The following is a 22980-nucleotide window of genomic DNA, read 5'->3' as shown; positions in this document are numbered from 1 at the left end:
GCCATTGCCGCGCTTAGGTGTCCGTCAGGAGCAGGATTTCATGACCGGACCGGCGCAGCTATGGGTCATCCGCGCCCTCGGCGTGGCCGCCATGGCGTTTTCCGCCCTGCCGGCCCAGAGCCAGGGCCTGGGCGGGCTGGGCGGCCTGAGGGGCGCCGGCCCGCCAGTCGGCGGTGCGACCCTCGGGGGCCTCGGAGGCCTTCCCCTCCAGCGTCCGGGCGACCTTCCCGCCGTCCCGGACCTGCCCAGGACTCCCCGCCTGCCGACCCAGGCCGCCGACGTGGCCCGCGACCTGACCCGGGACGTGGCCCGGCGCGCGACCACGACGGCGCGGGAAGCCCTTTCGACCGCGCGCGGCGTCCAGGTCCAGGCCCTGATCCGCGACCATGCCGATGTGATCGACGTGGACGACCATGGCCAGGCGGTGGTGCGCGGGCAGGTCCTGGTCCTTTCCCCCTCGCCGGCCTCCCTGGCCATCGCCAGGCGGGCCGGGTTCGAGGTCGGAGGCGAGGCGCGGCTGGAGAGCCTTGGCCTGTCGATGATCACCCTGACCCCGCCCCCCGGCCTGTCGGCCCGGGAGGCGGTGGCGCGGCTCCGGGCCCTGGACCCCGAGGGGCTGTACGATTTCAACCACATCTATCTCGGGGCGGGCCAGGTGACGGCCGCCGCCCGGGGACCCGCGGCGAGCGGCGGCGGGTCGGGCCCGCGCATCGGTCTGGTGGATGGCGGGGTGGCCGCCCATCCCAGCCTCGGCCCGGTGGAGCAGCGGGGCTTCGCCCCCGGCGGCCTGAGGGTCAGCGCCCATGGGACGGCCGTGGCCTCCCTGATGGCGGGACGCGCCGGCGTCTTCCGGGGCGCGGCGCCCGGGGCGCGGCTGCTGGTGGCCGATGTCTATGGGTCGACGCCCACCGGGGGCTCGGCGGCGATCATCGCCCAGGCCCTGGCCTGGATGGCCCAGAACCGCGTGCCGGTGATCAATATCAGCCTGGTGGGACCGCCCAACCTAACCCTGCAGGCCGCCATCGCCGCCCTCGTGGCCCGGGGACACCTGGTGGTGGCCGCCGTGGGCAATGACGGCCCGGCCGCCCCGCCGCTCTATCCCGCCGCCTATCCCGGCGTGATCTCGGTCACCGGGGTCGACGCGCGCCGACGGGTGCTGCCCGAGGCCGGGCGCGGCGGCCATGTGGACTTCGCCGCCCCCGGGGCCGACATGGCCGGCGCGGCGGCCCAGGGGGGCTATGTGGCCCTGCGCGGCACCTCCTTCGCCGCGCCGCTGGTGGCCGGCCGCCTGGCCCTGGCCCTGCCCCAGCCCGATCGGGCCGGCGCGGCGCGGGCGCTGGAGAGCCTGTCGCGCCAGGCCAGCGACCTGGGGGCGCGCGGCCCCGACCCCGTCTACGGCAAGGGCCTGGTGGCCTTCGACCTGCGCACCGCGCCCGCCGCCGTCGGGGCCGGCGGCCGCCTGCTCGCCGGCGAGTGATCGGAAAAAGTTGAAGAAAGTCGGGATGAAAATCTCGCCGTCGAGCGTTTGACCTCCCAGAGACGCCCCCGCGCCTCGCAAAATTGGGAGAAGAACACATGCGTAAGACCACGATTATCGCGGCCGCGGCCGCCTCCACCCTGCTGGCCTTCGGCGCCGGCGCTCAAGCCCAGATCCTCGGCGGCGCCGTGGGCGGCGGCGGCAGTGTCGGCGGCATGATCGGCGGCGCCGGCGGCGGCGTCATGGGCTCCGGCGGCCTGAGCGGCTCCGGCTCCATCGGCGGCCTCGGCTCGACGGTCCGCGACACCGCCGGCTACGGCCGCGACACCGCCACCAGCACCGCCGGCTACGCCCGCGACACGGCCCGCCAGGCCGCCCGCCAGGCCAAGGCCGACGCTCGCGCCGCGGCCCGGGCGGCCAAGAACACCTCGGCCGGCGCGGCCAGCTCCATCGACGGCGCCCTCGACGCCTCGGCGGCCGGCGCCTCGGCCTCCGGCGACGTCAATGCGGACGGGTCGGTCAACGCCTCGCGCCACGGGGCCAACGCCTCGGTCGGCGCCAACGCATCTGCTCAGGGTTCCGTCTCGCGCCCCCGCTGAGGCTTCCCTTAGAGCGGACGCTGCAGATTACGGGGCGCTTGGAGAGGCTCGATTGAGCCGCCCCGGGATCTGACAGTGGAAAGGCCGCCGGGCGCCCCCCGGCGGCCTTTCGCATGTCTGGCGACCGCTAGCCGGGCGCGAAGTCCAGGAAACCGGTGACGGCGGCGAAGCGCCCGTCCTTCACCACCGCGAAGTCGGTGCCGCCGGCCACCGGCGCGGCGCCGGGCGGGCCGAGATCCCAGCTGAACCGGACGTGGTCGCCGAAGGCGTCCAGGGCGCCGCGGCGGGAGAAGGTCAGGCCGGGGAACTGGCCCTGGGCGGCGCCGATCATGGCGTCGATGCCCTCGTGCCCCTCCCCGGCCATCATCGGGTCGAGGTAGCAGGCGCCGTCGGTCCAGGTCCGGGCCACCAGGGCGCGGCGCGCGGCCGGGTCGGCTTCGTTCCAGGCGGCGATATAGCGGTCGATCAGGTCTTCGAGCATGGGAGGTCTCCTCTGCCGCCGCGAACCGTCGCGGCGTGGGGAGAGACTGGGGGACGCCGCGAGGCCGGGCGATTACCTGCCAGGTCATGGAGCCGCCGCGGGGGCGCGGCTATCCTCGCCGCATGATGGGAACAGCAACCGCGGTGGGCGACCACCTTCGCGACTGGCGCCAGCGCCGCCGGATGAGCCAGCTCGACCTCGCCCTGGAGGCCGAGATTTCCACCCGCCATCTGAGCTTCGTCGAGACGGGCCGCGCCCAGCCCAGCCGCGACATGCTGCTGCGCCTGGCTGACCAGCTCGAAATCCCCTTGCGGGAGCGCAATGTGATCCTGGTGGCGGCGGGTTTCGCCCCGGTCTTCCCGCAGCGGTCTCTGGACGATCCGGCCCTGGCCGCCGCACGCCGCGCCGTGGACCTGATCCTGACGGGACATGAGCCCTTCCCGGCCCTGGCGGTGGATCGGGGCTGGAACCTGGTGAGCGCCAACCGGATGGTGGCGCCGCTGCTGGCGGGGATCGACGCCGAGCTGCTGACGCCGCCGCTGAATGTCATCCGACTGAGCCTGCATCCTCGCGGACTGGCGCGGCGGACCGCCAATCTGCATGAATGGCGCGCCCATATCCTGGAGAGGTTGCGGCGAGAGGTGGAGCTGACGGCCGACCCGGGTCTCGCCGCCCTGCTGACCGAGGTCAGGGCCTATCCGATCCCGGGGGACCAGCCATCCCGTAAACCGTCCGACGAATTCGCGGGGGTCGCCATCCCGTTCCAGCTGCGGACGGAGACGGGAATCTTGTCCTTCCTGTCGACCACCACGGTGTTCGGCACCCCGGTGGACGTAACCCTGTCGGAACTGACCCTGGAAACCTTCTTCCCGGCCGACGCCGCGACGGCCAAGGCTCTGGGAGCGATGGCCGCCGGGCTGGACTAGGTCGACTTAGTTGCGCGGCGTGGTGGCCGCGCCGGCGACGCCGCCGATGGCCGCGCCGGCCAGCGCGCCCTTGGCGTCGCCGCTCACTGCCGCCCCGACCGCAGCCCCGCCAAGGGCGCCGGTCGCGGCGCGTTCGGTGACGGTGGTGCCGCAGGCCGCGAGGGTCATGGCGATGAGGGCGGCGGGGGCGAGCATGAGGATCTTACGCATGGGGTTCTCCTGATTGTGGAGACCAAACCCCCGGGCCGCGTGTCGGGTTCCGGACCTAAAAGGACACGCAGGCCCGCTGGCTGACCATCATCACGCTGTCCTGGTGGAAGCGCTGGACATAGGCTTGGCGCACCTCGCCGAGCTTGTGCTGGGTGTGGAGGTCCTTCCGCGGGATCACCAGGACCACCACCTTGGCCGCCTCGCGGATCAGCTTGTTCTCCGGTCCCGTCCACTGGCCGCCGCCGTCCAGGACGGTGAGGCCCTCGGGGAAGCGCGGGGTCAGCACCTCATCGACGAACTTGCGGAACTCGGCGTCGGAGACCCCGGGCTTGTCGCCGATGTTCTGACCGAAGAAGAGCTGGGCGGTGCGCATGGGCTCCTCGCCGGCCCCGCAGCTGGGCTGCTGAAGGCTGGCGCAGCCGGCCAGGGACAGGAGCAGCATCGGAACAACGACTCTGCGCATCGATCTCACCTCCGCCCCCGCGTGGTTCGCATCATCTAAAGTGAATCGGAGGTGTAGAAACCGTTGACGTGCAGCGCCTTGGTCAGGCCCCGATCAGCTCCCGCCCGATCAGATAGCGGCGGATCTCGTTGGTGCCGGCGCCGATGTCGTAGAGCTTGGCGTCCCGCAGCAGGCGCTCGGCGGGATAGTCGCGGGTGTAGCCCGCCCCGCCCAGGGCCTGGATGGCCTCCAGGGCCACCTTCACCGCGTTCTCCGAGGCCATCAGGATCGCGCCCGCGGCGTCGAACCGCGTCGTCTGTCCCGCGTCGCAGGCCCGCGCCACCGCGTAGACATAGGCCCGGGCCGAGTTGAGGGCGACGTACATGTCGGCCACCTTGCCCTGCATGAGCTGGAAGGAGCCGATGGGCTTGCCGAACTGCTTGCGCTCCCGGACATAGGGCAGGACCACGTCCAGGCAGGCCTGCATGATGCCCAGCGGCCCGCCCGAGAGCACCGTGCGCTCATAGTCGAGACCGCTCATCAGCACCCCGACGCCGCCGTTCACCGGCCCCATGACATTCTCTTCCGGAACCTCGCAGTCCTCGAACACCAGCTCGCCGGTGTCGGACCCCCGCATGCCCATCTTGTCGAGCTTCTGGCCGACCGAGAAACCCTTGAAATCCTTCTCGATCAGGAAGGCGGTGATGCCCTTGCTGCTCTCCCCCGGCGCGGTCTTGGCGTAGACCACCAGGACGTCGGCGTGCGGCGCGTTGGTGATCCAAAACTTGGTTCCGTTCAGGACATAGCGGTCACCGCGATGCTCGGCCTTCAGGCTCATGGAGACCACGTCGGAGCCGGAGCCGCTCTCGCTCATGGCCAGCGACCCGACGTGCTCACCGGAGATCAGGGCCGGCAGATAGCGCCGCTTCTGCTCATCGGAGCCCCAACGGCGGATCTGGTTCACGCAGAGGTTGGAGTGGGCGCCGTAGGACAGGCCCACCGAGGCCGAGGCCCGGCTCACCTCCTCCATGGCCACCACATGTTCGAGGTAGCCCAGGCCAAGCCCGCCGTACTCCTCCTCCACCGTCAGACCGTGCAGGCCGAGCTCCCCCATCTGCGGCCACAGGGCGCGCGGGAAGGTGTTGGTGGCGTCGATCTCCGCGGCGAGCGGGGCGATGCGGTCAGCGGCGAAGCGCTGGGTGGTGTCGCGGATGGCGTCGGCGGTCTCGCCAAGGCCGAAATCCAGCGAAGGTCCATGGTTCGGGATCATGGCGCGGTGTTAGCACGGGCCGAAATGCGCCGCGAGCCGCGGTTCGGACAGAAAAGGGGCCCGGCGATACGCGCCAGGCCGCTTTCCCGCTCAATCCCCCCCCGGGAAGGTGTCACTCGGCGTCGAGGTCGCCCTCGTCGTCGATATCGCCGCGGCCGAGCCGGTCGAGCATCAGGTAGACCGCCACCCCGAAGAAGCCGATGCCGGCCAGGGCCGCCATCCAGCCCACGGTGAGCGGGTTGAACAGGCCGCCGTCGCTGTCGGGGCTGACGCTCGCCGCCCAGAACAGGCCGCCGGCGAAGAAGGCCAGGCCCACCACGGTCAGGCCCACCAGCAGGGGCAGGCTGAGCTTGGGCTGCTCCGGCTCCAGCATGTCGAAGGCGGGGTCGTATTCCAGAGTGTCGTCGATCAGGATCCGCGGACGGTCCTCGGCGCGCGGCGGCGAGGGCAGGCCCAACTGGTCGTTGGCCGCCGAGGTTTGGCGGTCGAACAGGGTCGGATGCGATTCGTTGGCCGCCACCGGCAGCTCCATCCGCGCGGCGGGCGCGGGGGCCTCATAGACCTCCTCCGGCGGCGTCAGGACGAAGGCGCGGTCGCCCCCGGCCAGGGCGATGGGCGCGGCGGGCGGCGGAGGCGGCGCGGGCTGGGGCGCGGGTTGCGCCACGGCCTCCACCGGCGGGACCACCGGCGCGGGGGCGGGCTCCGGCGCGGGCTGCTCGGCGGTGGTGTCGCGGAAGATGGTGGAGAGGCGCGAGGTGACGCTGGCCGCCGCCGCCTGGGTGGGGCTGGGAAGGTCCTCCTCGGGCGGCGCCGGCACGAACGGAGCGGCCGGCGCTGGCGCGGCCTGGGCGACCGGCTCCGGCGCGGGGGCCGGCTGCGGCGCGGCGGCCGGGACGGCCTCCCGCTCGACGATCGCCAGGGGACCTTCCATCGGCGCCTTGAGGGCGGTGGGGGTCTGACGCGGCACGACCCCGGCGGCGTCCATGTCCACATTGGGACGCAGGATCGGCGACGGCGCGGGCACCCAGCCGTGAGTCGGGGTCAGGAACAGGGTCTTCTCGGCCGAGCGGCGGCGGACCAGGGCGTCGATGACGATACGCTCGCCCTCGAAGTCGGCCTTGCGCCACAGCTCCATGGCGCAGGCGGCCTGCAGCAGCTGGCCCTCATTGACCCGGCGCAGGACCGAGGAGCGGCGGAAGTTGTCGACGCCGATGTTGAAGGCGAAGGCGCAGAGCGCGTCGAACTGGTTCTGGGTGAGCGGCGTGTAGGTCCACTCGTTGACCGAGTGGGCGACGGCGATCAGGTCGTAGAGCAGCAGGGCCTCGGCGTCCTGTTCCGAGACTTCGGCGCCTTGCCGGGCGGTGAGCGTGTGGCCATAGCCGATCGTCCAGCGGCCATCTGCCAACTGCGCGGACTTCCGGCGGTATCCTTCGAACCGCTTGATCAGGTCGATCGCAGTCCGGGAGACTTGGTGACGCGGTTTCATGGCCATCTGACCCACATTGAGACAGGCGCGTGAGCGCTTGGCTCTCAACCGGCAAGATAGGCGCCGGTTACAACAGGATCACAGCGGCCAGGCCCAGGAACGACAGGAAGCCCATGAAGTCGGTCACGAATGTGACGAAGACCGACGACGAAACGGCCGGATCGCGTCCCAGGCGATCAAGGGTGAGCGGCGCGAGGATGCCGGCCACCGCGGCGATGGACACATTCACGATCAGGGCCAGAGCGACGGTGATGGACAGCCGCAGGTCGTGGAACCACAGGAAGACGGCCACCGACATCACCCCGGCCAGGGCTCCGCCGTTGATCACCCCCACGCTGGCCTCCCGCAGGAAGATGCGCATGGCGTTGGAGGCGTTGAGTTCGCGATTGGCCAGGGCGCGGACGGCGACGGCCAGGGTCTGGGTCCCGGCGTTGCCCCCCAGGGAGGCCACGATGGGCATCAGCACAGCCAGGGTGACCAGCTTGGCGATCTCGTTCTGGAACGCCCCGATGACGCTGACGGCCACCGTCTCGGTCAGGAGGTTGAGGATCAGCCAAGGCAGGCGCGACCGGACGATGCCCAGCACGCCGGCGTCACGGCCGGCGTCGGAGACCCCGGCCAGGGCCAGGATGTCCTCTTCGCTCTCGTCCTGGATGACGCCGACGATGTCGTCGACGGTGATCTGACCCACCAGGCGGCCGCCCGGCTCGACGACCGGGGCCGAGATCAGGTGGTACTTGTCGAAGATGTAGGCCACCTCCTCCTGGTCCATCTGGACCGGGATCTCGGTGATGGGCTCCATGATCTGCGCCAGCGGCGCGTCGCGGCGAGCCCGCAGCAGGTGGCTGACGGGGACGGCGCCCACCGGCTTGTGGGAGGGGTCGACGACATAGACGTCGAAGAACAGCTCCGGCAGGTCGTCGCCTTCCTTCAGGAAGTGCTCGATGGTCTGGCCGACGGTCCAGAACTGGGGCGCCCAGACCACCTCGCGCTGCATCAGGCGCCCGGCGGTTTCGTCATCATAGGCCAGGCTGGTCTCGATGGCGGTGCGTTCCATCTCCGGCATGGCCGCCAGCACCTGGGCGCGTTTGTCGTCCTCCAGGTCGTCGACGACGTCCACCGCGTCGTCGGAGTCCATCTCCCCCAGGGCCTTGGCCAGGGTCGCCGACGGGACGTGCTCCAGCACGTCCTCGCGGATCTCGGTGTCCAGTTCGGAGAGAATCTCGGCCAGCGCCTCGGGATCGAGGTGGGCCACCACCTCGGCCCGGTAGTCCGACGACAGGAAGCCCATCAGGTCGGCCACGTCGGCCGGGTGCAGGGCCGCCAGCAGCTCGCGCAGGCGCTCGGCGTCGCCACGGTCGATCGCGTCGACGACCATGGCCACGAAGTCGGGGTTTAGAGCGTAGTCCTCGCCAAGGGCGAGATCCTCGAGGTCCTCGACCTCGGCGGACGTCAGGCTCTCCCGGGAGGCCTTCAGGTCCAGAACGTCGTCTTCGCTCGGATGTTCGGTGTCGCGGCTCATGCGGACCTCCCCTCCTAACGTATGACGATGCTCTAGCTCTGCAGCTGCGAAAGACCCTGATTCACTGGTGCGGTCGAGAAGACTCGAACTTCCACGGGTTGCCCCACAGCGACCTCAACGCTGCGCGTCTACCAATTCCGCCACGACCGCTCGTGGTGAGGCGCGGCAGGTAGCAAACCCCCGAGCGTTTGTGAAGCGTTGTGGCTAGCTGCCGGCCATATAGTCGTAAACATCGGCCGCGCGGGTGACGGCGATGGAGATCCGATCCTCGTTGATCTGAATCTCTCCACGCGCCACGGGGTGGTTGTTGGCCAAGATCCACACCTCTTCGTTGACACCGGCGTCCAGCGGGATCACCGCACCCCGGCCCATCCGCAGCAGCTGCTGCATGGGCAGGGTGGAACGACCCAGCACCACCGAAATCTCGACATTGACGGCGTTAACCTGACCCAAAACCCCACCCATCAAAAAACTCTAAGAAATCAAAGGGGGCTTTGCGCCCCTCGATCCTTGGGCCCACATTGGCGCTGACATGCTTGACCGGTCGTTAAATGCTGAAGCCGCGCCCCCTTATTTCTCAAGGGCCGACGGCGCGCCGGCCGGCTGGGCGGTGTCGCCAGGCTATGTCGATTACGAGGCCGCGGTGGCCGCGATGGAGGCGCGCGCGGCGGCGATCGCCGAGGGCTCGGCCGGCGAGCTGGTCTGGCTGCTGGAGCACCCGCCCCTCTATACGGCCGGGGTTTCGGCCAAGGCGGCCGACCTGTTGGAGCCGAACCGATTCCCGGTCTTCCCAACGGCTCGCGGCGGCCAGTTCACCTATCACGGCCCCGGACAGCGGGTGGCCTATGTGATGCTGGACCTCACCGCCCGGCGCCGGGACGTGCGCGCTTTCGTCGCTGCCCTGGAGGCCTGGATCATCGCGGCCCTGGGCCGGTTCAACGTGGTCGGCGAGATTCGCGACGGGCGGGTCGGCGTCTGGGTGGAACGTAAGGTCTCCGGCGCCCCGATTCGGGAGGACAAGATCGCCGCCATCGGGGTGAAGCTGCGCCGCTGGGTGTCCTTCCACGGGGTTTCGCTGAACGTGGAACCCGACCTCAGCCACTTCTCCGGCATCGTCCCCTGCGGCCAGACCGAGCATGGGGTGACCAGCCTGGTGGACCTGGGCCTCCCCGTCACGATGGAGGAGGCCGACGCGGCCCTGATGGAGGCCTTCACGGAGGTGTTCGGCGCGGTGGAGCGGGTCGAGGCGCCGATCTAGGCCGCGGCCGTCCGCAGCGGATTGGGACCGTAGCGGTTGGTCCCCTGCTCGCCGGGCATGACCCCCAGCTCCACGGCGGCCCAGAGCAGCAGGATGGTGAGCAGGACGTCGGCGGGGTTCAGGGGCGGCTGCCAGACCGCCACCAGGGCGAACAGGATCACCACCGCCCACCAGCCGGACTTGCCGCGGTCGTGCAGGCGCTTGGAGAGCACGCAGGCGCCGCCATAGATCAGGGCCGGATAGACGAACCATCCCGTCAGCCAGTGCAGGGTGACGCCGGCCACGGCCTCATAGAGGGCCCCCAGCGCGAACAGCACCGCGGCCCCCATCAGGAACGGCGTGCGCGCCAGCCGGCCGTCGGCGGTGAAGAACAGCGCGCCCCAATCGGCGTTCATGCCCGGCGTCCCCGTGAATCGACGCCGCCACTATAGGGCGGCGCGGCGATCACGCGAACTCCACCAGCACCTCGTCGGCGGCGACCGAATCACCGGCCTTGGCGCCGACGGTCTTCACGGTGCCGTCCCGCTCGGCGCGGATGATGTTCTGCATCTTCATGGCCTCCACCACGCAGACCGCCTCCCCGGCCCGGACCAGCTGGCCCGGGATGACGTCCAGGGTCACCACCAGGCCCGGCATGGGCGAGAGGATCATCTTCGACGTGTCGGCGGCCTTCTTGGCCGGCAGCTTCTCGTGCAGGTCGGCCGAGCGCGGGGTCAGGACCAGGACATTGAGGGTGGTGGCCCGGTGGCGGACGACGAAGCCCTCGGCGGCGGGCTTGACCGCCACGGTGAAGGCCCGGCCGTCCAGCACGCCGCGGAAGACGTGCTTGCCCGGCCGCCAGTCGACGTCGGTGAGAGTCAGGGCCCGGTTCTCGTTCACGTACTCCACCTGATAGGCCGCCCCGCCGTTGGAGAGGCGCACCAGGCGCTTGTCGTGGCCGGCGATGACGATCCACTCGTCGCGCAGCAACTGGGGCGCGGAGCGGGCCGTGACGATGCGGTGCATGGCGCAGGCCACGGCCGAGACCAGGTCCCGCTGCCAGTTGGTGGGCGGGGTCCCGATGAAGCCCTCGGGGAACTCGTCCTTGATGTAGTTGGTCGACAGCTTGCCCGACCGAAACCGCTCCTGATCCATCACCGCGGCCAGGAAGGGGATGTTCTGCCCCAGGCCCTCGATGTGGAAATCCTCCAGCGCCCGGCCCATGGCGTCGATGGCCGCCAGCCGCTCCGGCGCCCAGGTCGACAGCTTGGAGATCATGGGATCGTAGAACATCGAGATCTCGTCGCCCTCGCGGACGCCGGCGTCGTTGCGTACGATGATGTCGCCCTTGGCGCCCTCTTCCGGCGGGTAGTAGCGCACCAGCCGGCCGATGGAGGGCAGGAAGCCGCGATACGGGTCCTCGGCGTAGATGCGGCTCTCGATGGCCCAACCCTTGATGGCCAGGTCCTTCTGCTCGAAGGCCAGCTTCTCGCCATAGGCCGAGCGGATCATCTGCTCGACGAGGTCCACCCCGGTGATCAGCTCGGTGACGGGGTGCTCCACCTGCAGGCGGGTGTTCATCTCCAGGAAGAAGAAGCTCTTGTCCTGGCCGGCGACGAACTCGACGGTGCCGGCCGAGTCGTAGTTCACGGCCTTGGCCAGCGCCACGGCCTGGGCGCCCATGGCCGCGCGGGTCTCCTCGTCCAGGAGCGGGCTCGGCGCCTCCTCGATGACCTTCTGGTTGCGGCGCTGGATGGAGCATTCGCGCTCGAACAGGTGGACGACGTTGCCGTGCTTGTCCCCCATCACCTGGATCTCGATGTGGCGCGGACTCTCGATGAACTTCTCGATGAAGATACGATCGTCGCCGAAGCTGGACTTGGCCTCCGACTTGACCGCCGGGAAGCCCTCCTCGACGTCCTTGCGGTTCCAGGCGACCCGGATCCCCTTCCCGCCCCCGCCGGCCGAGGCCTTGATCATCACCGGATAGCCGATGTCCTCGCTGATCTTGATGGCGTGGGCGGTGTCGTCGATCTCGCCGACATGGCCGGGCACCACCGAGATCTTGGCCTTGGTGGCGAACTTCTTGCTCTCGATCTTGTCGCCCATGGCCTCGATGGCGTGGGGGTTGGGACCGATGAAGACGATCCCCTCCTTCTCCAGCCGACGGGCGAAGGACGCGTTCTCCGAGAGGAAGCCGAAGCCGGGGTGGATGGCCTCCGCGCCCGTCTCCCGGGCCGCGGCGACGATCTTGTCGGCGACGAGATAGCTTTCGGAGGCCGGCGCGGCCCCGATGAACACCGTCTCGTCGGCCATCTCGACGGCCATGGAGTCGGCGTCGGCCTCGGAATAGACGACCACCGTGGCGATACCCATCCGGCGGCAGGTCTTGATGATGCGGACCGCGATCTCGCCGCGGTTGGCGATCAGAATCTTTGAGAACATGGGAGCCGTCTTAGCGCAGTTTTTGGGCTGCGGGGCCAATGGCGGAATTTCTGTGGCCGATCATGAACGTAACCTCCCCTGGGGTGCTTCCGTACTGTGGGGAGAGACCTTAGATTGGACCCCATGAGCACGCCAGAAGCCACCCTCTCCCCGTCCGGTTTCGACCTGACACCTCCCGACGCAGCGGAACGCAAGCGTCTCGAGGCCGACCTCAGCCGCGAGGAGGCCGATGTGCTGCTGCACCACGGCACCGAGGCCCCCTTCTGCGGCGGCCTGCTGGATAACAAGGAGGACGGGGCCTATTGCTGCCGGCTCTGCGGCCTGCCCCTGTTCCAGGCCAAGACCAAGTTCGAGAGCGGCACCGGCTGGCCGAGCTTCTTCGCCCCCTTCGACGAGGCCCATGTGGTGGCGGTCAAGGACGTCAGCTACGGGATGATCCGCATCGAGACCCGCTGCGCCCGCTGCGACAGCCACCAGGGCCACGTCTTCCCCGACGGCCCGCCGCCGACCCGGCTGCGCTACTGCATCAATTCGGTGTCCCTGGAGTTCGTCCAGAACGGCCAACCCCTGCGCGACCCACTGCAGCGCGGCGACAACCAGCACCTGGCGACCGCCGCGAGCTGACGCGGCTAGGCCGTTGATTTCATGGCGGATGGCGAAGCTCCGCTGTAGGATGCCCTGTCGGACGCCCGGCGCCCCAACCCTGGCAGGTCCCCATGCCCTTGCGCGCGCTCATCCTGATCGGCGTCCTGGCCGCGGCGGGCCCGGCCATGGCGGGCGACGCCAAGTGCATCTGGGATCACCTGCCGGGCAGCGGCCGCGACAGCTACCTCCTCGCGGGGCTGAAGGACCAGCGGCCCGACATCATGGACCATTTCAGCGAGGCGCAGCTCGGCCTCGCCCTGAACGCCTGCCAGGTCAGGGACGCCGCCATGGAGCCTGCAGGCCTGGCCTTCTCCGGCTACACCGGCCAGCTCATCGCCGAGCGGCGGCTGGAAATCTTGACCAAGGTCTATCCCGCGCAACTGGACGCGGCCTGGGCCGACCTGGATCCAGGGGTCGTCGCGGCCCTGGCCCAGGAGGTGGCCCGCGGCACGGACACCGGCGCCGGGCTGAAGGTGTGGAATAGGCTGATCGCCAAGCTGTCGCCGGCCGCCAGCGACCTCGCCGCGCTCAAACTCGAACTGATCAGCTATATGAGCAGCCGCGCGACCCGCCAGGCCAACGAGAAGCTCTACTAGGGCCTCAGAGGCCCAGCTCCGCCGCCGCCAGCTCGGCGATCCGCAGGGCGCCGGCCGGGTTGTTTCGGTCCGAAAGGGTCCAGGCGGCCGATAGGCCGGCATAGGCCAGCAGCCATTGCAGCGTCCGCACCGGGTCGAGGTTCGCGGCCTGCGCCACCATTCTCACTTGCCGCGCGATGCGGCCGGGCGCGATCGCCGTGGCCAGATCGGGATTGCACAGCAGGTTGGCGTAGTCGTAGCCCCGATCGCCGATCAGGCCCTTGGGGTCTATGGCCAGCCAGCCGAGGTCTCCGAAGTCCAGGAAGTTGCCGTGGTGGGCGTCGCCGTGCAGGACGCAGACCTCGCGCGGGTCGGCCAGCAACTGCTTCGACATGGCGTAGGACTTGGCCAGGACGCCGCCATGGAGGTTGGCCGCGGGGCCGAGGGCCCGGAACCAGTCGGGCAAGGGGTTGAGGCTCGCCGGAAGGCGCCCGGGCCGAGGCGCGTGCAATCCGTCCAGGGCCGCGCAGATGATACGGCTGGCCTCGTCGTCCCGGCCGTTGCGGGCCATGTCGGCCAGGGATTGCGTCCCGGTGGCGCGGACCATCAGCAGGGCCTCGCCCTCATGGGCCAGGACCGGGGCCGCCCCGTGGCCGTCCCACCAGGTCATCAGGACGCCGCCGGCGATCTCCTCGGGCGCGTGGCTCACCTTGAGCATGGCGGCCACGCCGTCCTGGCGCACCGGCACGAGCCGTCCGCCAAGACTGGTGAACGGTTCTCCGTCGGGGGTCAGGCCCCAACGGTCGATCCAGGTCTGAAACGCCGCCTCCGACACGCCGTCAGCCTAGGGCCAGCGGCGCGTGGAGTCTTCAGTCAGGGTTTCTCGCCCTGCGCCTGGTCGCGCAGGACGGTGTTCTCGCCGAGGGGCGCCGGCCCGCGGGCCGCGCCCGGATCGGCCCGTAGGTTGTTCTGCACGTGGGTCACCCCGGCGATGTGCTCGACGATGGCCTCGGCGTGATGCTTGGCGCGACGGTCGCTGACCGAGCCGGACAGGGTGACCTCGCCCTCCTGCACCGTCACGACGACGCCGGAGGCGTCGATGTGGGGGTCCTCGGTGAGGCGGTCGTGGACGTCCTCGTTGATCCGCTCGTCGCTGCGCCTGTAGCCCTTGGGTCCGAGGCCGCGATGGCTCGCGCGGCCCGCGTCACCACCCGGCCAGGGCGCGCCATACTCGGCGCCGTAGGGCAGGTCCGCCGGCCCATGGCGAGCCCCACCGCGCCGATAGTCCTCGGCCGGACCGCCGCCGCCCACGCCGCCGCGATAGACGCGGTCGCCATAGGACGACACCCGCCGCCCCGGATCGCTGCCGTTCTGACCATAGCCGCCGGCGCCGTAGCGGGCACCGGTGAACTCACCGCCCTGTTCGGGACCCGGCCAGGCGGCGCGGACGTTCCGGAAGCTGCGGGTCTCGCTGGGGCCGTCCCTCGGACCGTCGTCGAGGTGATCGTCGCGTCGCGCGTCGCGGCCGTAGCCCACGTCTTCCCGATCCCACCGATCATCGTATCTGCCGGCCATCTGCGTTCTCCCGTATTGCGAGGGGCTCTGGCCCTTCAACCCCGGGGCGGGCGGCTTGTTCCGGGGGACCTGGCGCGGCGGGCGATGGCGCCCCTGGGCAGGGGATGATCGTCGCTCTCGTTCCACATCAGGTGGTGCAGGATCTGGAACAGGAAGGCGGTCGACCAGCCGATCAGCAGCATGCCGTTGATGGCCTCCAGCACGCCGACGATGCGCCAGCGGGCCGACAGGATGGCGCCGGTCTCCCCGACGGTGGAGTAGGAACTGGTGGAGAAGTACAGCGCCTGCTCGAGGGTCGGGAGCATGCCCATCTTCCAGTAGACCAGGGCGTAGAGCCAGATCTCCAGCCCGTGCAGGACGAACAGCCCCAGGACGATCCCGAGGGGGACGATCATGCGGTCCAGATGAATCCAGCGGGTGAAGCGCTCCAGGTGCAGCCGCAGCACCAGCTGGAGGGCGTCGAGGCCGAGCAGGTGGATCACCACCGTGGCCGAGACGATGGCGGTGGAGATGAGAAGCTGGTGCGCCAGGGTGTCCATGACCCCCTAGCGGCCAGGAGTTGGCCCCCCGCGCCTTGATCCAGGACAAGGCGCGGGGCGCCGAGCTAGCTGTCGTTGCGGCGGTCGGCGGCCTTCATCTGGGCGGCCTGGACGCTGTCGCCGAAGCCGGCGGCGGGCCGGGTGAGGAAGTTCCCCCGATCGACCCGCAGGTTGTTCTGCACGTGGGTCACGCCGGAAATGTCCTCCACCAGGCGCTCGGCGCGGTGCTTGGCCTCGCGTTCTGTGACCGTGCCCGAGAGGGTGACCTCGCCGCCGGAGACGGAGATGGCGATATTGGAGGCGTCCACCCAGGCGTCCTCGGTGAGGCGCTCGTGGGCCTCCTCGGTGATGCGTTCATCGGGACGCTTGTAGCCCTGGGGGCCTAGGCCCCGGTGCCCGAGGTCCCGACGGGGCGCTTCCGGACGCGGGGCGTCGCGATGGCGGTCCCCGGCGAACCAGGAGGCGACGCTGTCGGCGGCGCGATCGAGGAAGTTGCGCGGCTCGGGGCCGCGAGGATCGCGGTCCCAGCGCTCGGCGCTGTCGCGATAGTAGCGAGCCTCGTCGCCCGCATAGTCGCCGCGGGGGTGGTCGTAGTCCTCGCCATAGGCGGCGCGGTAGGCGCGCTCGCGATCGGCCTCGTCGTGGCCCTGACCATAACCACGGTCGGCGCCGCGAATCGGGGACGGGAAGCGGCCGGGCGTCGGCCCATGGCCGCGGTCGGGGCCACGGGGCGCGGCGTAGTTCGTCCCGGTCTCGCGCTCGCCGAACACCGGACCGCGCGGGACCTGGAAGCTGCGGTCCTCGGCGCGGTAGCCGTCGGGACGTCCAAAGTCCTGGTCCCGGGGTTCGCGACCGTATCGCGCCTCATGGTCGCGCCAGCCGCGTTCGTCTTCCCACCTGCCCGCCATGACGTCTTCTCCCGTTGCTGCCTGGCCCATTCGGCCTTGACCTCACAACGGGAAGGGCTCCGGCCAAGTTCCGGAGCCGCCCTCAGGCGCCGGGGCGGCGAAAGCCTCCGAAGGCCTGTTCCAGCAAACCCGCGAAGCCGATGGTGGTGCGGTCCTCCAGATAGGCGCCGATCACCTGGATCCCGATCGGCAGGCCGTCCTGGCCCAGCCCGATGGGCACGGCGGTGGCGGGCAGGTTGGGCAGGGTCGCCAGGCCCGGCCAGGCGAGTTGGCCCCAATAGGGGGTGTCCTGGCCATTGATTCTGAGGCTGCGGGCGACGGTGTTTTCACTGAGATCATGCGGGAAGGCGACGGTCCCGAAGGCGGGCGCCAACACCACGTCGAAGCGCTCGAAGAGGGTCTCCCACTGACGGCGCAGGGCGAGTTGGGCGTCCTGCAGGCCCATCCAGTCGTGGGCGGAGAGCGCGCCCGGCTGGGGCGGGGCTCCGCGCGACATGGCGCTCCCCAGCATCTGACCGTAGACCTCCTGCTGGTGGGCGAGGTCGGGCAACTGGTCGCTGGCATGGGCGACCTCCACCCCCTCCCCGTCCAACCGCGCCGCCAAGGCGTGAAGGGCCGTCCTGATCGCCTCGTCCAGCACGGCGGCGGGGTGATGGTCGATCACCAGGACGCGATAGGCGGCGAGGCTGGCGTGGCGCGCGGGCGGCAGATCCAGGCGATAACCCTTGGCCTCCAGGCCCTCAGGGCCGGCCAGCACCGACAGGGCCAGGTCGAGATCGGCGGCTGTGCGCGCCAGGGGTCCGAGCACCGCCAGTTCCACCCCGGCTCCCTCCACGCCGGGCGGCGCATGGCCGCGCTGGGGGATCAGGTTGAAGCTCGGCTTGTGGCCATAGACCCCGCAGAAGGCGGCCGGAATGCGGATGGATCCGCCGATGTCGGAGCCGAATTCCAGCGGGACCATCCCGGCGGCGACGGCGGCCGCCGCCCCGCCTGAGGAGCCGCCCGGCGACCGCTCCAGGTTCCAGGGGTTTCTCGTCTGGCCATAGACCGGATTGGCCGACTGCCAGTCGCCGAGGAAGGGTGGGATGTTGGTCTTGCCCAGCACCACCGCGCCCGCCGCCTTCAGCCGGGCGACCCCGACCGAATCCTCCGGAGCGGTCCAGTTCCCGAAGGCGGGCGAGCCCCAAGTGGTCGGCAGGCCGCCGACATTGTGGGATTCCTTGACCGTCATCGGCACGCCCAGCAATGGCCGCCGCTCGCCCCGCGCCAGGGCCGCGTCCGCCGCCCTGGCCTGGAGGCGAGCCTCGTCGAAGTCGCGCACCACCACGGCGTTGATGGGGCCGTCGCGGGCCTCGATGCGAGCGATGGCCGCCTCGGTCAGCTCCGCCGCGCTCACCTGGCCGGCCGCCAGCGCGCGCGTCAGCTCACCGGCCGACGCCCAGCTCAGGTCCTTGGTCAAAGTCTCGGACACCACCATCTCCTCCCTGTTGTTGCAGGCAGGTCAGCACCCGGCGCCGCCCCTGTCGAGGCCGGACGCCCAAGTCCGCAAACGTGATCAAGACCCTAGAGCGGGATGTTGTCGTGCTTCTTCCAGGGGTTGGTGAGCACCTTGCCCCGCAGGTTTTTCAGCGAGCGGGCGATGCGCTTGCGGGTGTTGTGGGGCTTGATGACGTCATCGATATAGCCGCGCGACGCCGCGATGAACGGATTGGCGAAGCGGGTCTTGTACTCGGCCTCCCGGGCGGCGATGGCGTCGGGGTCGCCGATCTCGGCGCGGAAGATGATCTCCACCGCTCCCTTCGAGCCCATGACCGCGATCTCGGCGGTGGGCCAGGCGTAGTTGACGTCGCCGCGGATGTGCTTGGAGCTCATCACGTCATAGGCGCCGCCATAGGCCTTGCGGGTGATCAGGGTCACCTTGGGCACAGTGGCCTCGGCATAGGCGAACAGCAGCTTGGCGCCGTGGCGGATCAGGCCGCCCTGCTCCTGCTTGGTGCCCGGCATGAAGCCCGGCACGTCCACGAAGGTCACCAGCGGGATCTCGAAGGCGTCGCAGAACCGCACGAAGCGGGCCGCCTTACGGCTTGAATCGATATCGAGAACCCCGGCCAGCACCTGGGGCTGGTTGGCGACGACGCCGATGGTATGGCCGTCCATGCGGGCGAAGCCGCAGATGATGTTCTTGGCGAAGTCCGGGGCGATCTCGAAGAAGTCAGCCTCGTCCACGACCTTCAGGATCAGCTCCTTCATGTCGTAGGGCTTGTTGGGATTGGCCGGCACCAGGGTGTCGAGGCTCGGTTCGTCGCGATCGACGCTGTCGAAGCTTTCCCGGACCGGGGGCTTCTCGCGGTTGGACAGCGGCAGGAAATCGACCAGCCGCCGGACCTGGGTCAGCGCCTCCAGGTCGTTCTCGAAGGCGCCGTCGGCGACGCCGGACTTCATGGCGTGGACGCGGTAGCCCCCCAGCTCCTCGTGGGTCACCTCCTCGTGGGTCACCGTGCGGACCACGTCGGGGCCGGTGACGTACATGTACGAGGTGTCCTTCACCATGAAGATGAAGTCGGTGATGGCCGGCGAATAGACGTCGCCCCCGGCGCAGGGGCCCATGATCACGCTGATCTGCGGGATCACGCCGCTGGCCAGGGTGTTCTGCAGGAAGATGTCGGCATAGCCGGCCAGACCGTCGACGCCCTCCTGGATGCGGGCGCCCCCGGCGTCGAACAGGCCGATGATCGGTGCGCCGACCTTCAGGGCCTGCTGCTGCACCTTGACGATCTTCTGGGCGTGGGCGTTGGAAAGAGACCCGCCGAAGACCGTGAAATCCTTGGAGAAGACGAAGACCAGCCGGCCGTTGATATTGCCCCAGCCGGTGACGACGCCGTCGCCGGGGACCTTCTGGTCGGCCATGCCGAAGTCGGTGGCGCGATGCTCGACGAACATGTCGAACTCCTCGAAGGAGCCCTCGTCCAGCAGCAGGTCCAGCCGCTCGCGGGCGGTCAGCTTGCCCTTGGCGTGCTGGTTCTCGATGCGGCGCTCGCCCCCGCCCATGCGGGCTTCGCTGCGACGCTTCTCAAGCTCCTCGATGATATGCTTCAAGGCCGGCCCCTCTTAACGCTCTGTGCTGGGAGCAAGCCCTAGTCGCGCCCGGAAGCCGGCGCAAGTTCACCGCACGTCAGCCTGCGGACGGGCATGCGCCGCTCAAAGCGCCTTGAACCAGCGCTCCAGCATCTGGGCCTCGACCATGTGGCGGGCGGTGCGTTCGGCCGCCTCGTCGTCGATGCCCCACTTCTCCTCCTGGAAGATCTCGTCCAGGCGCGACAGCTCCAGGGCCTGAACCCCCGTCATCCAGCCCCGCGAGAGGCCGAAGGCCAGGACCGCCGAGCCGAACAGGGCCGTGCCGAACGCCACGCCCGCCAGGCCGAAGTCGTCGAGGGCCAGCGCCATGGCCTTGACCTTGGCCAGGGTCTGCTCCGGCTGGGACTGGTGGACGATGCCCGCGGCGCGGACGAAGGCGACGTCGAACTCGTGCTCGGCGCGCTCCAGCACAGGCTCCCAGTGGCGCACCTGGCGCTCCAGCAGCACGGCGGGATCCTGGGCGTAGTAGCAGAGCAGGTCCGAGCCGGCGTATTGGGCGATCTGCTCGGCTGTGCCGTCGCGGGCGGCGGGAATGGCGTCGAGGGCGGTGTTGGCCAGGCGGGTGGCGTGCATCAGGGCCAGTTCGATGTGGTCGCCCTGGGCCGCCCATTCCTCGGCCACCAGGTCTGCCAGAGCCCGGGTCGGCAGGACCATCAGGGCGGCCTTCGGCGTGCGCAGGTTGCGGTTGTCGAGCATGACCGCGAAGCCGCCCTCGGCGGGCCCCACGGTGACCTGCTTGTAGAAGCGCCGCGGCTTCTCGCCGGCCTCCTTGAATCCCTTCGCCACACGGTCCTCCAGATGCCAACGACGGAAACCTGTCGCCGTGCGCGTGCAAATGAGCGTTGGATGAGATTTGCGCAAGGAGGCTCGCTTGGCCGATCGCGACCTGGACGCCGCCATCGCCGTCACCCGCTTCGGGCTGGGGGCGCGGCGGGGCGAGATCGCGCAGGCCCGCAGCGACCCGCGCGGCTTCCTGAAGGCGCAGATTCGGCCCGCGGGCGCGGCCCAGCCCCAGGCGGAGCCTGAGAGCGCGCAGGCCCGGCTGGCGGAGTTCCGCGCGTACCAGGAGGACCGCCGGGCGATGAAGCAGGCCCAGGGCCCCGACGCCCCCAGGCCCGGCCCCCGCGATCCGGTGAAGATGGCCCAGAGGATGTTGCGGGAGGAGACCGGCGCGGACTTCGCCGCCCGCGCCCGGCTGGGCGCCGAGACCCCGGACGGGTTCTCCGAGCGCTGGACCCTGTTCTGGGCCAACCACTTCACGGTCTCGGCCACCAAGCTGATCACCGCCACCATCGTCGGCCCCTTCGAGCAGGAGGCGATCCGGCCCCACGTGTTCGGCAGCTTCGCGACCCTGCTGGGGGCGGCCGAGACCCATCCGGCCATGCTGCTCTACCTGGACCAGGCCCAATCGGTGGGACCGGGCAGCCCGGCGGCCCAGCTTGTCCGGCGGGCCGGTCGCGCGCCTGGGCTGAACGAGAACCTGGCGCGGGAGATCCTAGAGTTGCACACCCTGGGCGTGAACGGCGGCTACAGCCAGGCCGACGTCACCGAGTTCGCGCGCGCCATGACCGGTCTGTCGGTGGGCGGGCTGCGGGAGAATCCCAGCCGCGCCGGGGCGGCAGTCTTCCGCGCCGCGGCCCACGAGCCGGGGCCCCGCACCGTGCTGGGCAAGCGCTATCCCGAGGGCGGCAAGGAGCAGGCCGGCGCCATCCTGGCGGACCTGGCGGCGCGGCCGGAGACCGCCCGGCACATCTGCGGCAAGATCGCCCGCCACTTCGTGGCCGACGACCCGCCGCCGGCCCTGACCGCCCGGCTGGAGCGTCGCTGGCGCGAGACCGGCGGCGACCTCGCCCAGATGGCCCGGGCCCTAGTGGAGGCGCCGGAGGCCTGGGACCCCACCCCCGCCAAGTTCAAGACCCCCTATGAGTTCCTGATCTCCAGCTGGCGGGCGGCCGGGGGCGCGCCGCGGGACATCACCGTGCTGGCCCCCACCCTCAACGCCATGGGTCAGAAGGCTTTCAGCGCCCCCTCCCCCAAGGGCTGGCCCGAGGACGCCGCCGCCTGGACCGCGCCCGACGCCATCGTCAAGCGGATGGCCTGGGCCCAGGCCTTCGCCGCCGCCGCGATCCAGGATCGCGATCCCCGGGAGCTGGCCGCCCAGGCCCTGGGGGCGCGGTTGTCGCCGGCCGCCGCCACCGCCATCGCCCGGTCCGAAACCCGGGCCGAGGGGTTCGCCCTGTTGCTGATGAGTCCGGAGTTCCAACGCCGATGACCCCAAACCCCACCCGCCGCGGGGCCCTGGCCGCCGCCGCCGGCTTCGGCCTCTCCCTGGACCTCCTGGCCCGCCAGGCCTTCGCGGCCTCGGACGGCGCGGCCGCGCGGCGCAAGCTGGTCGTGGTGATCTGCCGCGGCGGCCTCGACGGCCTGTCGGTGACGCCGCCGGTGGGCGACCCCGACTATCGCGGCCTGCGAGGCGCCATCGCCGTGGATGAGCGCGCCCTGAAGCTCGACGGAACCTTCGGCCTGCATCCGTCCCTGGCCGGCGTCCACGCCCTGGCTCGAGCCGGCCAGGCGCGGATCGTTCCGGCCGTGGCCACGCCGGACCGCGCCCGCTCCCATTTCGAGGCCCAGGACGTGCTGGAGAGCGGCGCCGCCGTGGTCTACGGGACCTCCAGCGGCTGGCTGAACCGGGCGCTCACCAGCCTCTCGGCCCAGCGCCGTGTCGAGGCCCTGTCGGTGGGGCCCACCGCGCCCCTGATCCTGCGCGGGCCGGCGCCGGCCTCCTCCTGGTCTCCCGGCCGCGGGGTTGACGCCTCGGCCCGCCTGCCGACCCTGCTGCAGGATCTCTACAAGGACGATCCCGTCCTGGGCCCGGCGCTCGCCCGCGGCCTGGCCACCGAGACCATGGCCCAAGCGGCCATGACCTCGCTCAGCGGCGAGACCGCCATGGCCGCACCGAGCACGGCGGGCCCGGTGCGCCAGGGGACCGATGCGGCCCGCAACCTGGGCGCCACCCTGGCCGGCTTCCTGCGCGAGCCCGGCGGGCCGCAAATCGCCGTGCTCAGCCTGGACGGCTTCGACACCCATGCCGGCCAGACCAATCAGCTGAACGTGCGGCTGGCCTATCTGGACGCGGTGCTGGACGGCCTGCACACCGGCCTGCGGGACGAATGGAAGAACAGCGTGGTCCTGGTCGCCACGGAATTCGGACGCACGGCGCGGGTCAACGGCACCGGCGGCACCGATCACGGCACGGCCTCCACAGCCCTGCTGCTGGGAGGCGGGCTGAAACCCGGCGGCATCGTCGGCGACTGGCCAACCCTGAAGAGCTCGGCCCTGTTCGAGGGCCGCGATCTGGCGCCGACCCTGGACATGCGCAGCCTGTTCAAGGGGGTGCTGGCCGACCAGATGGGCCTGGACCGCCGGGCGCTGGAGACCACGGTCTTCCCCGACAGCGCCGCGGCCGGCCCGGTGACGGGGCTGGTCTAGGCGTCGAGCCTCGGCGATC

The 22980-nt window shown here is 70.6% G+C and carries 24 protein-coding genes and 1 tRNA gene; 8 read left to right on the top strand and 17 right to left on the bottom strand.

Annotated features, from left to right (window positions below):
- Positions 1-40 precede the first annotated feature (40 nt).
- On the top strand, positions 41-1477 hold the full coding sequence (locus AC1RN5_RS06860) for a S8 family serine peptidase (RefSeq protein ID WP_493040499.1): 1437 nt from the start codon (positions 41-43) through the stop codon (positions 1475-1477).
- Between the two features lie 98 nt (positions 1478-1575).
- Positions 1576-2076, top strand: a complete 501-nt coding sequence (locus tag AC1RN5_RS06855; protein ID WP_493040498.1) for a hypothetical protein — start codon at positions 1576-1578, stop codon at positions 2074-2076.
- A gap of 127 nt (positions 2077-2203) precedes the next feature.
- Here the strand turns inward: AC1RN5_RS06855 and AC1RN5_RS06850 are convergent, their stop codons facing one another.
- The gene (locus AC1RN5_RS06850) at positions 2204-2557 is read right to left on the bottom strand and encodes a nuclear transport factor 2 family protein (protein ID WP_493040497.1); all 354 of its coding nucleotides are present in this window, start codon (positions 2555-2557) and stop codon (positions 2204-2206) included.
- 143 nt (positions 2558-2700) lie between these two features.
- Between AC1RN5_RS06850 and AC1RN5_RS06845 the strand changes: the two genes are divergently transcribed.
- Complete coding sequence (locus AC1RN5_RS06845; RefSeq protein WP_493040496.1) at positions 2701-3483, top strand: helix-turn-helix domain-containing protein; 783 nt, start codon at positions 2701-2703, stop codon at positions 3481-3483.
- A gap of 6 nt (positions 3484-3489) precedes the next feature.
- On the opposite strand, the gene AC1RN5_RS06840 is transcribed toward AC1RN5_RS06845, so the two are convergent.
- From AC1RN5_RS06840 to AC1RN5_RS06810, 7 genes are all read right to left on the bottom strand, one after another.
- The gene (locus AC1RN5_RS06840) at positions 3490-3693 is read right to left on the bottom strand and encodes a YMGG-like glycine zipper-containing protein (protein WP_421931711.1); all 204 of its coding nucleotides are present in this window, start codon (positions 3691-3693) and stop codon (positions 3490-3492) included.
- Positions 3694-3748: 55 nt separating this feature from the next.
- Positions 3749-4156 (bottom strand): DUF3574 domain-containing protein, encoded by a 408-nt coding sequence (locus tag AC1RN5_RS06835; RefSeq protein WP_493040495.1) that lies wholly within the window; start codon positions 4154-4156, stop codon positions 3749-3751.
- A gap of 82 nt (positions 4157-4238) precedes the next feature.
- Positions 4239-5405: an isovaleryl-CoA dehydrogenase gene (locus AC1RN5_RS06830; RefSeq protein ID WP_493040494.1), complete on the bottom strand. Its 1167-nt coding sequence runs from the start codon at positions 5403-5405 to the stop codon at positions 4239-4241.
- 112 nt (positions 5406-5517) lie between these two features.
- Positions 5518-6891, bottom strand: coding sequence for a lysozyme (locus AC1RN5_RS06825; RefSeq protein WP_493040493.1), 1374 nt, complete (start codon positions 6889-6891; stop codon positions 5518-5520).
- A gap of 67 nt (positions 6892-6958) precedes the next feature.
- On the bottom strand, positions 6959-8413 hold the full coding sequence (mgtE, locus tag AC1RN5_RS06820; RefSeq protein ID WP_493040492.1) for a magnesium transporter: 1455 nt from the start codon (positions 8411-8413) through the stop codon (positions 6959-6961).
- A 65-nt stretch (positions 8414-8478) separates the two neighbouring features.
- Positions 8479-8563: transfer RNA gene (locus AC1RN5_RS06815), tRNA-Leu, on the bottom strand.
- A 54-nt stretch (positions 8564-8617) separates the two neighbouring features.
- Positions 8618-8878: a FliM/FliN family flagellar motor switch protein gene (locus AC1RN5_RS06810; RefSeq protein ID WP_421931716.1), complete on the bottom strand. Its 261-nt coding sequence runs from the start codon at positions 8876-8878 to the stop codon at positions 8618-8620.
- A gap of 67 nt (positions 8879-8945) precedes the next feature.
- Between AC1RN5_RS06810 and lipB the strand changes: the two genes are divergently transcribed.
- Positions 8946-9671 carry a lipoyl(octanoyl) transferase LipB gene (gene lipB, locus AC1RN5_RS06805; protein ID WP_493040491.1) on the top strand — a complete coding sequence of 242 codons (726 nt, stop codon included), beginning with the start codon at positions 8946-8948 and terminating at the stop codon, positions 9669-9671.
- Here lipB and AC1RN5_RS06800 read toward each other — a convergent pair.
- Positions 9668-10066, bottom strand: a complete 399-nt coding sequence (locus AC1RN5_RS06800; protein ID WP_493040490.1) for a DUF805 domain-containing protein — start codon at positions 10064-10066, stop codon at positions 9668-9670. The genes lipB and AC1RN5_RS06800 overlap by 4 nt on opposite strands.
- A 49-nt stretch (positions 10067-10115) precedes the next feature.
- A complete protein-coding gene (locus AC1RN5_RS06795) occupies positions 10116-12095 on the bottom strand; it encodes an acetyl-CoA carboxylase biotin carboxylase subunit (protein WP_493040489.1) in 1980 nt (659 codons plus the stop codon).
- 123 nt (positions 12096-12218) lie between these two features.
- Between AC1RN5_RS06795 and msrB the strand changes: the two genes are divergently transcribed.
- Together msrB and AC1RN5_RS06785 are read left to right on the top strand one after the other, a co-directional pair.
- Positions 12219-12719, top strand: a complete 501-nt coding sequence (gene msrB, locus AC1RN5_RS06790; RefSeq protein WP_493040488.1) for a peptide-methionine (R)-S-oxide reductase MsrB — start codon at positions 12219-12221, stop codon at positions 12717-12719.
- Between the two features lie 92 nt (positions 12720-12811).
- On the top strand, positions 12812-13336 hold the full coding sequence (locus AC1RN5_RS06785) for a hypothetical protein (protein ID WP_493040487.1): 525 nt from the start codon (positions 12812-12814) through the stop codon (positions 13334-13336).
- Positions 13337-13340: 4 nt separating this feature from the next.
- Here the strand turns inward: AC1RN5_RS06785 and AC1RN5_RS06780 are convergent, their stop codons facing one another.
- The 7 genes from AC1RN5_RS06780 to AC1RN5_RS06750 all read right to left on the bottom strand — a co-directional run bounded on the left by AC1RN5_RS06780 (position 13341) and on the right by AC1RN5_RS06750 (position 20258).
- Complete coding sequence (locus AC1RN5_RS06780) at positions 13341-14150, bottom strand: aminoglycoside phosphotransferase family protein (protein WP_493040486.1); 810 nt, start codon at positions 14148-14150, stop codon at positions 13341-13343.
- Positions 14151-14188: 38 nt separating this feature from the next.
- Positions 14189-14890 (bottom strand): BON domain-containing protein, encoded by a 702-nt coding sequence (locus AC1RN5_RS06775; RefSeq protein ID WP_493040485.1) that lies wholly within the window; start codon positions 14888-14890, stop codon positions 14189-14191.
- A 35-nt stretch (positions 14891-14925) separates the two neighbouring features.
- Positions 14926-15429, bottom strand: a complete 504-nt coding sequence (locus tag AC1RN5_RS06770; RefSeq protein WP_493040484.1) for an ion channel — start codon at positions 15427-15429, stop codon at positions 14926-14928.
- A gap of 65 nt (positions 15430-15494) precedes the next feature.
- On the bottom strand, positions 15495-16337 hold the full coding sequence (locus AC1RN5_RS06765; protein WP_493040483.1) for a BON domain-containing protein: 843 nt from the start codon (positions 16335-16337) through the stop codon (positions 15495-15497).
- Between the two features lie 82 nt (positions 16338-16419).
- Positions 16420-17808, bottom strand: coding sequence for an amidase family protein (locus tag AC1RN5_RS06760; RefSeq protein WP_493040482.1), 1389 nt, complete (start codon positions 17806-17808; stop codon positions 16420-16422).
- A gap of 92 nt (positions 17809-17900) precedes the next feature.
- Entirely contained in the window at positions 17901-19433 is a 1533-nt protein-coding gene (locus AC1RN5_RS06755; RefSeq protein ID WP_493040481.1) for an acyl-CoA carboxylase subunit beta, read from the bottom strand.
- 102 nt (positions 19434-19535) lie between these two features.
- Positions 19536-20258 carry an ATP12 family chaperone protein gene (locus tag AC1RN5_RS06750; RefSeq protein WP_493040480.1) on the bottom strand — a complete coding sequence of 241 codons (723 nt, stop codon included), beginning with the start codon at positions 20256-20258 and terminating at the stop codon, positions 19536-19538.
- An 85-nt stretch (positions 20259-20343) separates the two neighbouring features.
- Between AC1RN5_RS06750 and AC1RN5_RS06745 the strand changes: the two genes are divergently transcribed.
- A complete protein-coding gene (locus AC1RN5_RS06745) occupies positions 20344-21744 on the top strand; it encodes a DUF1800 domain-containing protein (protein WP_493040479.1) in 1401 nt (466 codons plus the stop codon).
- On the top strand, positions 21741-22961 hold the full coding sequence (locus tag AC1RN5_RS06740) for a DUF1501 domain-containing protein (RefSeq protein ID WP_493040478.1): 1221 nt from the start codon (positions 21741-21743) through the stop codon (positions 22959-22961). The genes AC1RN5_RS06745 and AC1RN5_RS06740 overlap by 4 nt, the downstream gene beginning before the upstream one ends.
- The last annotated feature ends 19 nt before the right edge of the window (positions 22962-22980 follow it).

This window comes from Phenylobacterium sp. GW821-FHT12F10 (genome assembly GCF_058806695.1).
The sequence above is the reverse complement of the archived record's forward strand: the minus strand, read 5'-3'. Positions and strand labels throughout refer to the sequence as shown.